The following is a 15,275-nucleotide window of genomic DNA, read 5'->3' as shown; positions in this document are numbered from 1 at the left end:
CCGATTGCGATGGATGAAGGTTTGCGTTTTGCGATACGTGAAGGTGGCCGTACAGTTGGCGCTGGCGTTGTTTCTAAAATTGTTGAGTAACAATAAAGATTGGTAGAGGTGAGTGTTTGCCTCTACCTGTATGATAGGCCAGTAGCTCAATTGGCAGAGCGGCGGTCTCCAAAACCGCAGGTTGGGGGTTCGATTCCCTCCTGGCCTGCCAACCTATCAGGGTTAGCATGAAAAAGATAACAAGAGATAAACAGGAAAACAAACTACAAGACATCCTGGTGATGTCTATTTTTGCGTTGTTGACATTTGCTGCGACATATATAACCTATCACTATTCAATAGCTGGACCTATAAAAGCGTTGATATGGATAGGTTGGTTTATTATTTCTTTAGCAATACTGTATCTCAGTAGCTATGGTAAATCTGTCTGGCACTTTACAAAACAAGCAAAGATGGAATTACAAAAAGTAGTATGGCCTACGAGAAAAGAAACTGTCCAAATGACAACAATCGTCGTAGTAATGGTCACAATCACAGGATTTATATTATGGATTATTGATTCTGGAATGATGTGGCTAATTGGTAAGATTACACAATTAGGTTGATAAATCCGTGGAAGATCAAAAGCAAAAGCATTGGTACGTAGTTCATGCCTACTCTGGGTATGAAGATTTCGTCATGCGTGAAATTCGTGCGCGTGCTAAACATAATGACTGTGAAGAGAAAATTGGTGATATTGTCGTTCCTTCAGAGCAAGTTGTTGAGATGAAAGCTGGTCAGAAGCGAAAGAGCAAACGTAAGTTCTTTCCTGGTTATGTCCTAGTGAATATGGTAATGGATGATCATACATGGCATATGATTCGCGCAATCCCTCGTGTATTGGGATTTATCGGTGGAACAGGTCAAGATCCAACGCCAATTTCTGATAAAGAAGCGCAATCTATTCTCCAACGCGTCGAAGAGGGAGATACCAAACCAAAACCAAAAGTTTTGTTCGAACCAGGGGAAGTTGTTCGCATCAAAGAAGGTCCTTTTGTTGACTTTAATGGTGTTGTTGAAGAAGTTAACTATGAGAAAAGCCGCTTGAGAGTTGCGGTGTTAATATTTGGGCGTTCTACGCCTGTTGAACTTGAGTTTTCTCAAGTAGAGAAAACGTAAAGTTGTTGTTAAACCGGGGAGCTGAAAAGCGTTGACCCAACTGGAGAAGTCAAATGGCAAAAAAAATTGAAGCCTATATTAAACTGCAAATTCCTGCTGGAAAAGCAAATCCAAGCCCACCTGTTGGACCAGCTCTTGGTCAAAAAGGGGTAAATATTATGGAATTTTGCAAAGCGTTTAATGCACAAACACAAGATTTAGAACCAGGGCTTGCAATCCCGGTCGTCATTACAGTCTATAATGACAGAAGTTTTACTTTTATTACCAAAACGCCACCTGCGTCAGTTCTATTGAAAAAGGCGGCAGGCATCAAGAGCGGAAGTGGAACACCAAATTCTAAGAAAGTTGCAACGTTGAAAGTTAAAGATCTAGAAGATATTGCAAAATTAAAAGAGCCCGATCTGACCGCTGCTGATATGGCTGCAGCTGTTCGTACTATTGCTGGAACAGCACGTAGTATGGGTATAGACGTTAGTGATTTAGATACTATAGCAGAGTGAGGGTTTAAAAATGGCAATCACAAAAAAATTAGCTAAAATAAGAGAAGTCGTAGTTCCAGGAAAGATTTATCCTTTAAAAGACGCGATAGAAATCATTAAACAATTTGAGTCTCCCAATTTTAAAGATGGGGAGAGTTTAGATGTTGCAGTGATGTTGGGTGTGGATCCAAAAAAAGCTGACCAAATGATTCGTTCTGCTACCAATTTACCAAAAGGGACTGGCAAAACGGTTCGAGTTGCTGTATTTGCTCAAGGTGAAAATGCCGAAAAAGCAAAATCTGCAGGTGCTGATGTTGTTGGTATGGATGACCTGGCAGAACAAATTAAAAGTGGGAATTTTGATTTCGATGTTGTTATCGCAACGCCTGATGCCATGCGGATTGTTGGGCAGTTAGGTCAAATCCTAGGTCCTCGCGGTTTAATGCCCAACCCCAAAGTTGGAACAGTCACCCCAAATGTTGAAGCTGCCGTGCAAAATGCTAAATCAGGGCAGGTCCGTTATCGTACAGATAAAAACGGTATTATTCACTGTTCGGTTGCCAAAGTGAAATTTAGCATTGACGATATTATCGAAAATGTGACCGCGTTAATTAAAGATCTTAAAGCGAAAAAGCCTGCATCATCAAAAGGCATTTATCTAAAACAATTAAGTTTATCAAGCACAATGGGTCCTGGTTTGACTATTGACATATCTTCAATTGATGTGTAATATGGTCGCCCTTTGAGCTTTATTGTATTCACGGCAGTGATCGATTCGTTGCCGTCGAAGACCGTAGGTGCATGTGCTTAATTTCCTACGCAGACGGTGATCGAGCAGCATTCTGCTTCGACCACCATAACCGTCGGGTCAAACCGATAAATTAGGAGGTCAATAACGTGACTTTAACATTAGCTGGCAAAAAAGCTGTCGTTGAGGAAGTTGCATCAGTTGCTTCTCAGGCACTTTCTGCTGTTGTTGCTGAATATCGCGGATTGACTGTTAATCAAATGACTCAACTAAGAGAGGATGCTCGGAAAGCGGGAGTTTATTTGCGGGTAGTTAGAAATACTCTAGCTAGACGCGCTTTTGATAACACCAACTTTTCTTGTTTGCATGATGACTTAGTTGGCCCTTTGTTTATTGCCTTATCAATGGATGCTCCGAGTGATGCAGCCAGATTACTTAAGGACTATGCAAAGACATTTGAAAAGCTTGAAGTCAAAGCATTAGCTGTTGGTGGCAAAAAATATGGAGCAGATCAAATTGATGCTGTTGCTAGTTTGCCAACAAAAGATGAAGCAATATCTAAATTAATGTTTGTGATGAAAGCACCAGTTGAGAAGTTTGTTCGTACACTTGCTGCGCCGCACGGAAAATTAGTCCGTACAATCGCTGCAGTGAGAGATACTAAGCAACAATAAAATATTTACATTGAGGAGCTAATCATGGCTGTATCAAAAGACGATATATTAGAAACCATTTCCAACATGTCCGTCATGGAAGTTGTCGATTTAATTGAAGCAATGGAAAAGAAATTCAATGTTTCTGCAGCGGCAGCTGCAGTAGCAGTAGCTGCGCCTGCAGCTGCAGGTGGCGGTGAAGCTGCTGCTGAAAAAACTGAATTTGATGTTGTAATGACCAGCTTTGGTGAAAATAAAGTTGGTGCCATTAAAGTTGTGAGAGCTATTACTGGTCTTGGCTTAAAAGAAGCAAAAGACAAAGTAGAAAGTGCACCAGCAACAATTAAAGAAGGTGTAAGTAAAGAAGAAGCAGCTGATATCAAGAAACAGCTTGAAGAAGCTGGCTGTTCTGTTGACGTTAAATAATCTATTTAACACAATTGTTCTAAACCCGACCATGTAAACATGGTTGGGTTTACTTGTTTAAAGTTTAATCATTTCCAGAGGATTATACATGGCTACCGCTCCCACTGATATCCAATACTCCCTCGCTGAAAAAAAACGTCTTCGTAAGAAATTTGGTAAGTTAACAGATACGATGGACATTCCTCCATTATTGGAGATCCAGCTTAGATCGTATCATGAATTCTTATATCAAAAGGAAGATGGAAAAGAAGTGAGTGGTTTACACGCTGCTTTTTCCTCTGTTTTTCCGATTGAGAGTTTTTCTGGAAATGCACAACTAGAATATGTTGGCTACCATCTTGGAGAACCTGCTTTTACTGTAAAAGAATGTAAACTAAGAGGCCTAACCTATTCCGCGCCATTGAGAGTTAAAATCCGTTTAATTATTTATGATAAGGATGCCGCCGGCACACCTAAACCAGTCAAAGATATCCGAGAACAAGACGTGTTTATGGGTGAAATTCCACTTATGACAGACGTTGGTACATTCGTCATTAACGGCACTGAGCGTGTGGTTGTTTCCCAATTACATCGTTCACCTGGTGTGATATTCGAACACGATAGTGGTAAAACCCAGTCTTCTGGTAATTTATTATTTTCAGCTCGAATTATTCCCTATCGCGGTTCTTGGTTAGATTTCGAATTTGACCCAAAAGATTGCCTATTTGTCCGAATTGACCGCCGTAGAAAATTACCTGTAACCATATTGCTTCGTAGTTTAGGGTTGGATGCAGAGCAAATATTGAAAGAGTTTTTCGAAACAACACATTGTGAACTACATAACGGCGAATATCATATCAATCTAATTCCTTCCCGTTTACGCGGCGAAGTTGCCTCATTTGATATCATCAATCCGAAGGATGGTGAAATACTGGTCGAGCAAGGTCGGCGTATTACTGCTCGCCATATCAAATTGATGGAAAAAGCCAAAATGGCTAAATTAGTCGTCCCTGCCAATTACTTGATTGGTAAAGTAATGGCGAAAAACATTATTGATGAAAGTACTGGCGAACTATTATCAGAAGCAAATGACGAGATTACACAAGATATATTAGATAAATTGGTTGAAGCAGGTATAACATCATTTGATATGATATATACCAATGACTTAGATCACGGTTCTTATATCTCGGATACATTAAGAATCGATCCGACAACGTGTGGACTTGAAGCCTTAGTTGAAATCTATCGCATGATGAGACCTGGTGAGCCACCGACGAAAGAGGCGGCTGAATCATTGTTCCAAGGCCTATTCTTTAGTGAAGATCGCTATGACTTATCCGCCGTCGGCCGTATGAAATTTAACCGCCGCGTAGGCAGAAAACATGATGATGGTCCAGGAACATTGACCAATGACGATATTATCGCTGTCATTAAGACTCTCATCGATATTCGTAATGGTAGTGGAACAGTTGATGATATTGACCACCTTGGCAACCGGCGTGTTCGCTGTGTCGGTGAAATGACTGAAAATCAATTTCGTGTTGGTCTCGTTCGGGTTGAACGTGCTGTCAAAGAACGGTTAAGTCTTGTTGAATCAGAAAATTTAATGCCGCAAGATTTAATTAATGCAAAACCTGTGTCCGCGGCCATTAAAGAATTTTTTGGTTCAAGCCAATTGTCTCAGTTTATGGATCAAGTTAATCCATTATCTGGTATTACGCATAAACGTCGCGTATCTGCATTAGGACCCGGTGGTTTAACTCGTGAACGCGCAGGATTTGAAGTACGTGACGTCCATACAACACACTATGGTCGTGTTTGTCCAATTGAAACACCAGAAGGTCCAAACATTGGCTTGATTAATTCCTTGTCGGTTTATGCAAGAACCAACAATTATGGGTTTATTGAAACACCCTGTCGGAAAGTGGTTGATGGGAAGGTAACGGATGAGATTTCATATCTCTCTGCAATCGAAGAATTCGACCAATACATCGCCCAATGTAATATTGAATTAGACAGCAACGGAAAAATTGTTCCAGATCTTGTTCCTTGCCGTCATCAAAATGAGTTTTCATTAACGACCCCTGATAAGATCAATTTTATGGACGTGTCACCTAAGCAGATTGTTTCTGTCGCCGCGTCTTTAATACCGTTTTTAGAGCATGACGATGCTAACCGTGCTTTGATGGGTTCAAACATGCAGAGGCAGGCAGTCCCAACACTTAAATCCGAAAAGCCATTAGTTGGAACGGGTATGGAGCGGACAGTTGCTGTGGACTCTGGTGTTGCAATTGTTGCTAAACGGGGTGGCATAGTCGATCTGGTTGATGGTTCGCGTATCGTTATCCGTGTGAATGACGAAGAAACGATGGCAGGAGAAACTGGGGTAGATATCTATACCTTAACGAAATATTTTCGTTCAAACCAAGACACATGTATCAACCAAAAGCCGATTGTATCTAAAGGGGATATCATTTCAAGAGGCGATGTGTTAGCGGATGGGCCATGTACAGACCTTGGTGAATTAGCGCTTGGACAAAATTTGCTTGTTGCCTTTATGCCATGGAACGGATACAACTTTGAAGACTCAATTTTGATTTCTGAAAGAGTGGTACAAGAAGATAGATTTACCACAATTCATATTGAGGAGCTCACTTGTATCGCTCGAGATACAAAACTTGGAGCCGAGGAAATAACCGCTGATATTCCAAACGTTGGTGAAAGCTCATTAGCAAGTTTGGATGAGTCTGGTGTTGTTTACATTGGAGCAGAAGTTAAATCAGGGGATATTTTAGTTGGAAAAGTCACACCTAAAGGTGAAACTCAACTGACACCTGAAGAGAAACTATTAAGAGCTATATTTGGTGAAAAAGCCTCCGATGTGAAAGATTCTTCCTTGCGAGTACCTTCCGGTATGAATGGTACAGTGATAGATGTTCAAGTGTTTACGCGCGATGGTTTAGAAAAAGATGAACGTGCAAGACAAATTGAAGACGATCAATTAGCTCGAATCAGAAAAGACTTGATTGATGAAAGACGTATCCGAGAAGAAGATCTTTATAATCGAGCAGCCAACTTACTGATTGGTCAAACAATCACAGGTGGTCCAGCTAAATTGAAATCGGGTATGAGTATTGATCAATCTCATTTAGATGCAATTGAAAAGCAAAAATGGTTCGATATCCGTTTGAAAGACGATACGGCAAGCCAACAGCTTGAGCAATTATCGAAGCAGCTTGAATTGCTTAGTAAGGAAATGGAGAAACGGTTCAATGAGGGCAAAAAGAAAATCATCCAAGGGGATGATCTCGCTCCTGGCGTTTTAAAGATTGTAAAAGTATATTTAGCCGTTAAACGACGAATCCAGCCCGGTGATAAGATGGCGGGACGTCATGGAAACAAAGGGGTAATTTCAGTTGTTGTCCCTGTCGAAGATATGCCTCATATGGAAGATGGTACACCCGTTGACATTGTATTGAATCCACTCGGGGTTCCCTCACGTATGAATATTGGACAGGTATTAGAAACACACTTGGGATTGGCAGCGAAAGGTTTAGGTAAGAAGATTGCCGCCATGCTTGATAACCAAGATAAGCTTACAGAGATCCGGAAATATATTGATAAGATATATAATCATGATGGAACAAATAAAGTTGATTTAAGTAAGTTCAGCGACGAAGAACTCGTTGTTTTAGCAAATAATTTGCGCGATGGTGTTCCCATGGCTACACCCGTTTTTGATGGTGCTGCCGAGGAAGAAATTAAAGCGCTGCTAGAACTCGCTGACTTACCCAAAGATGGAAAAACGACTTTAATTGATGGTCGTACAGGAGAGAAATTTGATAATCCAGTGACTGTTGGTTATATGTACATGCTTAAATTAAATCACTTAGTTGATGATAAAATGCATGCGCGTTCAACGGGCTCTTATAGCCTCGTAACCCAACAGCCTCTTGGCGGAAAGGCGCAATTTGGTGGCCAGCGATTCGGCGAGATGGAAGTATGGGCACTCGAAGCGTATGGTGCTGCCTATACATTGCAGGAAATGCTGACAGTTAAATCCGACGATGTCACAGGAAGAACTAAGATATACAAAAACATTGTCGATGGAGATCATCGTATGGCTCCTGGCATGCCTGAATCCTTTAACGTTTTGTTGAAGGAAATCCGTGCACTGGGCATTAATATCGAGTTAGACCACGAATAAATAATCGTGATTAAACCAATTTAACTTATTTGGAGGCAGAGACTTGGCTACTCTAAGCAACGATCCAATGAAAAGACCACCTATTATGGGTGATGTTCTTGGGATGCTCAAACAACAAGGGCAATCTGAGGAATTTGAAGGCATAAAAATTGGCCTGGCTTCCCCTGATTTAATTCGTTCGTGGTCCTACGGTGAAGTCAAAAAACCAGAAACCATCAATTATCGGACATTTAGACCTGAAAGAGATGGTTTATTCTGTGCAAAAACATTTGGTCCTGTTAAAGACTATGAATGCTTATGTGGAAAATATAAACGTCTTAAACATCGTGGTGTCATTTGTGAAAAATGCGGTGTGGAACTAGCTTTAGCAAAGGTTCGACGTGAACGCATGGGCCATATTGAACTAGCAAGCCCTGTTGCGCATATTTGGTTTTTGAAATCACTGCCTTCCAGAATTGGTTTGCTATTAGACATGACGCTTAGAGATATTGAGCGTGTTCTATATTTTGAAGCATTTGTCGTTGTTGATCCCGGTATGACTGAACTTGAGCAAGGTCAACTTCTCAATGATGAGGCTTATCTGGATGCGATGGAACAATACGGTGATGAGTTTGATGCGCGCATGGGTGCTGAGGCTATTCGAGATCTATTGAAACAAATTGATCTGGAAGAAGAAATTGGTGCACTAAGAGACGAGCTTCCGGTCACCAATTCAGAAACTAAAATTAAAAAAATCACAAAACGATTAAAACTATTAGAAGCTTTCTATGATTCGGGGAATAAGCCTGAATGGATGATCATGGATGTATTGCCTGTATTGCCCCCTGATCTACGTCCGTTAGTTCCACTGGATGGCGGAAGGTTTGCAACATCGGATTTGAATGATTTATATCGACGTGTTATTAACCGTAATAACCGTTTAAAACGACTGCTCGATCTAAGTGCTCCGGATATCATTGTGCGCAATGAAAAGCGTATGTTGCAAGAAGCAGTTGATGCTTTGCTTGATAATGGCAGAAGAGGCCGTGCGATAACAGGCACAAATAAGCGCCCGCTTAAGTCATTAGCTGACATGATTAAAGGAAAGCAAGGTCGTTTCCGACAGAATCTACTTGGTAAGCGAGTTGATTATTCAGGCCGTTCCGTTATTGTGGTTGGTCCAACATTGAGATTACATCAATGTGGTCTTCCTAAAAAAATGGCGTTAGAGCTATTTAAACCATTCATTTATTCGAAACTTGAATTTAGAGGCCTCGCTACGACCATTAAGGCGGCCAAAAAAATGGTGGAACGCGAAGAAGCGGTTGTATGGGATGTCTTGGAAGATGTCATTCGCGAACATCCAATTTTGTTAAACCGCGCACCGACACTTCACCGATTAGGGATACAAGCATTTGAGCCTGTCTTGATTGAAGGGAAAGCCATTCAGTTACATCCACTTGTTTGTACAGCGTACAACGCTGACTTTGACGGTGACCAAATGGCTGTTCACGTACCATTAACGATAGAAGCCCAGTTAGAGGCACGTTCGTTAATGATGTCGACAAACAATATTTTATCACCAGCTAATGGTGAGCCAATTATTGTTCCTAGCCAGGACGTGGTTTTAGGGCTTTATTACCTTACGCGTGATAAAATTAATGTCCTTGGTGAGAATAAGTTTTTCACATCGCCTGAAGAGGTATTAAGCTTCTACGAAGCTGGCCATTTAAATATACATGCAAAGATAAAAGTCCGCCTACCAAAAGGCGATGGCATATCCGAAGGCCCTGTACTGGTCGATACGACCGTTGGTCGTGCAATCCTTTCGACCATTCTTCCTGAAGGGATGCCGTTCGAGAACATTAACCGAGTCATGACAAAGAAAGCCATTTCGAAAGTACTCGATTTATGCTATCGACGCTATGGCTTGAAAGAAACAGTTATCTTTGCTGACCAGTTGATGTATACCGGTTTCAAATATGCAACGAGAGCAGGTGCATCAATCGGTATTGATGATATGGAAATACCCACAGATAAAGCTAATATCATTGACCAAGCCGACAATGAAGTTCGTGAGATCGAAGCACAATTTAGATCAGGTTTGGTGACCAACGGCGAACGCTATAACAAAGTAATTGACATTTGGTCGCGTACTAACGAAATGGTTGCTAAGTCAATGATGAATACGATTGCAACTGAAACCGTATTAGATAGTAAAGGTAAAGAAATTACACAACCATCGTTTAATCCAATTTTCATGATGGCTGACTCGGGTGCTCGGGGTTCTGCAGCACAGATTAGACAGCTAGCTGGAATGCGTGGACTGATGGCTGCTCCCGATGGGTCTATTATTGAAACTCCTATTACTGCGAATTTCCGAGAAGGATTGAATGTATTCCAGTACTTCATTTCAACGCACGGTGCGCGTAAAGGTTTGGCAGATACCGCACTGAAAACAGCGAACTCGGGATATTTAACAAGACGTTTGGTCGATGTAGCACAAGATGTTGTTATCACAGAAGACGATTGTGGCACAGAACACGGTATCATGATGCAACCATTAATTGAAGGTGGTGACATTGTCGAGCCGTTGCATGAAAGAGTTCTTGGCCGTGTTGTTGCAAGTGATGCTTATTTACCTGGCCAAAAAGAACCAATTGTGACCGCCGGTACATTACTCGATGAAGGTTGGGTAGACCAGTTAGAAAAGGTTGGTATTGATCAGGTATACGTACGTTCACCAATTACTTGTGAAACCCGATATGGTCTTTGCGCGGCATGTTATGGACGTGACTTAGCGCGTGGGCACTTGGTTAATACGGGTGAAGCAGTGGGAATTATCGCTGCACAGTCTATCGGTGAACCAGGTACTCAGTTAACGATGCGTACGTTCCATATCGGTGGTGCTGCGTCTCGGTCAACAGCCGCTAATAACATTCAAATTAAGACAAATGGTATTATCCGACTACACAATATTAAGACAGTACAACATGAAAATGGCAATCTAGTAGCGGTTTCACGCTCTGGAGAAGTGTCGATTATTGATGAGTATGGCCGTGAGCGTGAGCGCTATAAATTACCTTATGGTGCTGTTTTAAGCGTTCATGACAAATCCTCCGTGGAAGCAGGTGATATTATTGCTAACTGGGATCCACATACACACCCAGTTATTGCAGAGGTAGCCGGAAAATTAAAATTTGTGGATTTAGTGGATGGCATTACCATGAATCGACAAACCGATGAAATGACAGGTTTGTCAAATATCGTTGTTATCGATGCTAAGCAGCGTAGTATCCAGCACAAAGATCTTAAACCAATGGTTAAATTAGTAACCGAAAAAGGCGATGATATCTTCTTAGGTGGAACTAACGTCCCTGCCCAATACTATTTACCAGTGGATGCTGTTATTAACTTTGAGGATGGCCAAGCAGTTGGTGTGGGTGATGTTATTGCAAGAATCCCACAAGAACGTTCCAAGACAAGAGATATTACCGGGGGTTTACCTCGCGTTGCAGATTTGTTCGAAGGACGTAAACCAAAAGATGCTGCTGTAATGGCTGAATTGTCTGGGGTTGTCAGTTTTGGTAAAGAAACAAAAGGTAAACGTCGACTAATTATCACTGCTGAAGATGGTTCTATCCATGAAGAGCTCATTCCAAAATGGCGTCACATCTCTGTATTTGAGGGTGAGCATGTGGAGAAGGGTGAGGTTGTAGCCGATGGACCGTTAAATCCTCATGATATTCTTCGCTTATTAGGTGTCAGCGAATTAGCAAACTATATCGTGAATGAAGTACAAGATGTCTATCGTCTCCAAGGTGTAAAAATTAATGACAAACATATCGAGACAATCATAAGACAGATGCTTCGTAAACGATTAATCAGTGAAGCGGGTGATTCGAAGTTTCTTGTTGGCGAACAAATTGAAGAAAGCGTGTTGTTAAATGAAAATGACCTCTTAAATGAACAAAGTAAAATGCCTGCAAGAGGTGTCCCAGTATTATTGGGTATTACTAAAGCATCACTAGCAACAGAATCTTTCATTTCTGCTGCGTCATTCCAAGAAACTACACGAGTGCTAACGGAAGCAGCCGTGAGTGGAAAACTTGATGAATTGCGCGGATTGAAAGAAAACGTCATGGTTGGTCGGTTAATTCCTGCAGGAACGGGATTTGCCTATCATCAGAAGCGTAAAAAGAAGAAAGTTTCAACATCGCATATGGATCATGAAATAGCCGGTTCATCGGTGTCCGCGAGTGATGTTGAACATGCTTTAAGTGAAGCCTTAAACGCTGACGAAGAAAGTAAAGAAAAATAATCTAAAAACTGGCGGATAAAAACTTGACAAATCCGCCAGTTCTTTATAGAATCCGGCCTCTTTATATTTGCAAAAAGAATGAAAAACATTCGGAGTTAATAACCAATGCCTACAATAAATCAGCTAGTTAAAAAACCTAGAGTAGATGCTGTAGAAGTAAGTGGCGTCCCAGCACTACAAGCCTGCCCACAAAAAAGGGGCGTTTGTACAAGGGTTTATACAACCACACCCAAAAAGCCAAACTCAGCGATGCGTAAAGTCGCAAGGGTAAGGCTAACAAATGGTGCGGAAGTAAGCGCATATATTGGTGGTGAAGGCCATAACTTACAAGAGCACTCAGTCGTGTTAATTCGTGGTGGTCGTGTGAAGGACTTACCAGGTGTTCGTTATCACGTAGTGAGAGGCGCATTGGATACGCAAGGGGTTAACGATCGAAAGCAAGGTCGTTCAAAGTATGGTACTAAGAAGCCAAAAGATAAGAATTAATAGTTAATGGGAATGAGATATGCCTAGAAGACGCGAGGTTCCAAAAAGACAGATATTGCCAGACCCAAAAATGAAGAGTGAGACTTTGGCAAAATTCATTAACGTTTTAATGGTTGATGGAAAAAAATCCGTTGCTGAAAAAGTGGTCTATGGTGCGCTGAATATTCTCGAAGAGAGAATGAAAAAAATGCCTAAAAAGCAGCAAAGTGGTGATGAAGGCGAAGGCGGTAAAGAAGGTGGATCATTTTCAATTTTGGACGTCTTCCAAGATGCGCTCGACAATGTAAGACCTAGCGTTGAAGTGAGGTCACGTCGTGTCGGTGGTGCGACCTATCAGGTTCCTGTGGAAGTAAGACATGATCGCAGCTACGCCCTTGGTATGCGCTGGATAGTTATTGCAGCTCGTTCACGAGGTGAGAAGGGTATGATGTTGAGGTTGGCTGGTGAGCTAAGTGATGCTTATGAGGGGAAAGGTTCTGCCGTGAAAAAACGTGAAGATACCCATCGTATGGCTAAAGCAAACCAAGCTTTTGCTCACTTCCGATGGAATTAATTTAGGAGAGTGTTTTAAAGTGGTCACTACACCGTTAGAACTCTATAGAAATATCGGCATTGTCGCACACGTTGATGCTGGTAAAACAACGACGACTGAGCGTGTCCTTTTCTATACGGGTGTATCTCATAAAATTGGTGAAGTGCATGATGGTGCTGCTGTGATGGATTGGATGGAGCAAGAACAAGAGCGAGGTATTACTATTACCTCTGCTGCGACAACTTGCTACTGGTCTGGTATGGATAAGCAGTTTAATGAGCATCGCATTAATATTATTGATACCCCTGGTCACGTTGACTTCATGATTGAAGTTGAGCGTTCCTTGAGGGTTTTAGATGGCGCAGTGGTTGTATTTGACTCAGTAGCTGGTGTTGAGCCACAGTCAGAAACGGTATGGAGACAAGCGGATAAATACGGCGTGCCGCGAATTGTATTTGTCAACAAAATGGATCGAATGGGTGCGAACTTCCAACGTGTTGTTAGCCAAATTAAAAAGCGCTTAGGCGCAAATCCTGTTGTGTTGCAATTTCCAATTGGCGCAGAAGAAGACTATAAAGGGGTTATTGACCTCGTAAAAATGAAAGCCATTTACTGGGATGATGAATCCAAGGGCATGACTTTTAATTATGAGGACATCCCAAGTCATTTACTAGCAGAATGCCAAGAATTCCGAACTCATATCGTTGAAGCGGCAGCAGAGTCTTCCGAAGAATTAATGGAAAAGTACCTTGAAGGTGAGGAACTAACTGAAGTAGAAATTAAACAAGGCATCCGTCATCGTACCATTATTAACGAAATTACCCCTGTGTTTTGTGGGTCAGCCTTTAAAAATAAGGGTGTGCAAGCCGTATTAGATGCCGTGATTGAATTTCTGCCCTCCCCTCTAGATATTCCTGCGATTAAAGGAATCGATGAGGATGGGAATGAAGTGCGTCGGAAAACTTCGTTTGAAGAACCTTTTTCAGCGCTAGCATTTAAGATTGCAACAGACCCCTACGTTGGTACGCTGACTTATTTCCGAGTGTACTCTGGGATTCTTAGAAGCGGTGACACAGTATATAACTCTGTTAAAGGAAAACGTGAAAGAATTGGGCGTTTATTGCAAATGCATGCAAATTCACGAGAAGAAATCAAAGAAGTACATGCGGGTGATATTGCAGCTGCTGTGGGCTTGAAATCAATAACCACAGGGGATACATTGTGCGACCAAAACAAGGTTGTCACACTTGAGAGAATGGACTTCCCTGATCCTGTGATTGCAGTTGCCGTTGAACCAAAAACAAAAGCTGACCAAGAGAAGATGTCTATTGCATTGGGTAAATTGGCTCAGGAGGATCCATCATTTAGGGTCCATACAGATGAAGAGTCCGGACAAACAATCATCCAAGGTATGGGTGAACTTCATCTGGAGATTATTGTTGATCGAATGAAACGTGAATTTAATGTTGAAGCGAACGTTGGAAAACCACAAGTAGCTTACCGCGAAACCATTCGCTCAGCTGTTGAGCAGGAAGGAAAGTTTGTACGTCAGTCTGGTGGTCGTGGTCAGTACGGTCACGTTTGGCTTAAAATCGAGCCGCAAGAACCAGGTGTTGGCTATGAATTTGTTAATGCAATTGTTGGTGGAGTTATTCCAAAAGAATATATCCCTGCTGTTGACAAAGGTGTTCAAGAACAATTGGAAAATGGTATCCTCGCGGGGTATCCAGTCGTTGATGTAAAAGTCACTTTATTTGACGGTTCATTCCACGAAGTGGACTCAAGTGAAATGGCATTTAAAATTGCCGGTTCAATGTGCGTTAAAGAAGGTGCTTTAAAGGCGAAACCCGTTATTCTTGAGCCAATCATGAAGGTAGAGGTTGTTACACCTGAAGATTATATGGGTGATGTGATGGGTGACTTGAATAGACGTCGTGGTCTTGTTCAAGGCATGGAAGAGTCTCCAGCTGGAAGGCTTATTTTTGCAGAAGTTCCACTTTCAGAAATGTTTGGTTATGCAACTGATTTGAGATCTGCAACCCAAGGTCGTGCAACCTATTCGATGGAATTTGCAAGATATGCTGAAGCACCATCGAATATAGCAGACGCTATTATTAAGAAACAATAAAGTATGAGGTAATCGAAATGGCGAAGGAAAAATTTGAGCGTAAGAAGCCGCACGTTAATGTAGGCACGATTGGTCACGTAGACCATGGTAAAACGACGTTGACAGCAGCAATTACAGTGGTTCAGTCAAAACAATTTGGTGGACAGTCATCAAAATATGACGAGATTGACAGTGCC

At 41.7% G+C, this 15,275-nt stretch carries 13 protein-coding genes and 1 tRNA gene; all 14 read left to right on the top strand.

Annotated features, from left to right (window positions below; genetic code table 11):
- A partial coding sequence (locus AB3348_RS15025; protein WP_367606545.1) for a hypothetical protein occupies positions 1-90 on the top strand: 90 nt, incomplete at its 5' end.
- Between the two features lie 45 nt (positions 91-135).
- Positions 136-211: transfer RNA gene (locus AB3348_RS15020), tRNA-Trp, on the top strand.
- A gap of 16 nt (positions 212-227) precedes the next feature.
- Positions 228-605, top strand: a complete 378-nt coding sequence (gene secE, locus AB3348_RS15015) for a preprotein translocase subunit SecE (RefSeq protein WP_367608445.1) — start codon at positions 228-230, stop codon at positions 603-605.
- 7 nt (positions 606-612) lie between these two features.
- Positions 613-1,158, top strand: a complete 546-nt coding sequence (gene nusG, locus AB3348_RS15010) for a transcription termination/antitermination protein NusG (RefSeq protein WP_367608444.1) — start codon at positions 613-615, stop codon at positions 1,156-1,158.
- Between the two features lie 53 nt (positions 1,159-1,211).
- Positions 1,212-1,658: a 50S ribosomal protein L11 gene (gene rplK, locus AB3348_RS15005; RefSeq protein WP_367608443.1), complete on the top strand. Its 447-nt coding sequence runs from the start codon at positions 1,212-1,214 to the stop codon at positions 1,656-1,658.
- A 10-nt stretch (positions 1,659-1,668) separates the two neighbouring features.
- On the top strand, positions 1,669-2,367 hold the full coding sequence (gene rplA / locus AB3348_RS15000) for a 50S ribosomal protein L1 (protein WP_367608442.1): 699 nt from the start codon (positions 1,669-1,671) through the stop codon (positions 2,365-2,367).
- Between the two features lie 167 nt (positions 2,368-2,534).
- Positions 2,535-3,059 carry a 50S ribosomal protein L10 gene (rplJ, locus tag AB3348_RS14995; protein WP_367608441.1) on the top strand — a complete coding sequence of 175 codons (525 nt, stop codon included), beginning with the start codon at positions 2,535-2,537 and terminating at the stop codon, positions 3,057-3,059.
- A 24-nt stretch (positions 3,060-3,083) separates the two neighbouring features.
- Positions 3,084-3,464, top strand: a complete 381-nt coding sequence (gene rplL, locus AB3348_RS14990) for a 50S ribosomal protein L7/L12 (protein WP_367608440.1) — start codon at positions 3,084-3,086, stop codon at positions 3,462-3,464.
- Positions 3,465-3,573: 109 nt separating this feature from the next.
- A complete protein-coding gene (gene rpoB / locus AB3348_RS14985) occupies positions 3,574-7,653 on the top strand; it encodes a DNA-directed RNA polymerase subunit beta (protein ID WP_367608449.1) in 4,080 nt (1,359 codons plus the stop codon).
- An 85-nt stretch (positions 7,654-7,738) separates the two neighbouring features.
- Entirely contained in the window at positions 7,739-11,953 is a 4,215-nt protein-coding gene (gene rpoC, locus AB3348_RS14980) for a DNA-directed RNA polymerase subunit beta' (protein ID WP_367608448.1), read from the top strand.
- A 105-nt stretch (positions 11,954-12,058) separates the two neighbouring features.
- Positions 12,059-12,439, top strand: coding sequence for a 30S ribosomal protein S12 (rpsL, locus tag AB3348_RS14975; protein WP_367608439.1), 381 nt, complete (start codon positions 12,059-12,061; stop codon positions 12,437-12,439).
- Positions 12,440-12,458: 19 nt separating this feature from the next.
- Complete coding sequence (gene rpsG / locus AB3348_RS14970; protein WP_367608438.1) at positions 12,459-12,992, top strand: 30S ribosomal protein S7; 534 nt, start codon at positions 12,459-12,461, stop codon at positions 12,990-12,992.
- A 19-nt stretch (positions 12,993-13,011) separates the two neighbouring features.
- Positions 13,012-15,099, top strand: coding sequence for an elongation factor G (gene fusA / locus AB3348_RS14965; RefSeq protein WP_367608447.1), 2,088 nt, complete (start codon positions 13,012-13,014; stop codon positions 15,097-15,099).
- Positions 15,100-15,116: 17 nt separating this feature from the next.
- Positions 15,117-15,275, top strand: a 159-nt coding sequence (locus AB3348_RS14960) for a GTP-binding protein (protein ID WP_367608446.1), incomplete at its 3' end; no start/stop codon positions are given.

Origin of the sequence: Legionella sp. W05-934-2, from assembly GCF_964199965.1 — a bacterium.
Classification (GTDB): Bacteria; Pseudomonadota; Gammaproteobacteria; order Legionellales; family Legionellaceae; genus JAFIFT01.
This window is presented reverse-complemented; position numbering and strand designations above follow the sequence as displayed.

What these genes read in the sequence shown, in the direction of transcription:
- rplK (WP_367608443.1), top strand. Translation starts at nt 1,212, where the DNA reads ATGGCAAAAAAAATTGAAGCCTATATTAAACTGCAAATTCCTGCTGGA.
- rplA (WP_367608442.1), top strand. Translation starts at nt 1,669, where the DNA reads ATGGCAATCACAAAAAAATTAGCTAAAATAAGAGAAGTCGTAGTTCCA.
- rplL (WP_367608440.1), top strand. Translation starts at nt 3,084, where the DNA reads ATGGCTGTATCAAAAGACGATATATTAGAAACCATTTCCAACATGTCC.
- rpoC (WP_367608448.1), top strand. Translation starts at nt 7,739, where the DNA reads ATGGGTGATGTTCTTGGGATGCTCAAACAACAAGGGCAATCTGAGGAA.
- secE (WP_367608445.1), top strand. Translation starts at nt 228, where the DNA reads ATGAAAAAGATAACAAGAGATAAACAGGAAAACAAACTACAAGACATC.
- rpsG (WP_367608438.1), top strand. Translation starts at nt 12,459, where the DNA reads ATGCCTAGAAGACGCGAGGTTCCAAAAAGACAGATATTGCCAGACCCA.
- rpsL (WP_367608439.1), top strand. Translation starts at nt 12,059, where the DNA reads ATGCCTACAATAAATCAGCTAGTTAAAAAACCTAGAGTAGATGCTGTA.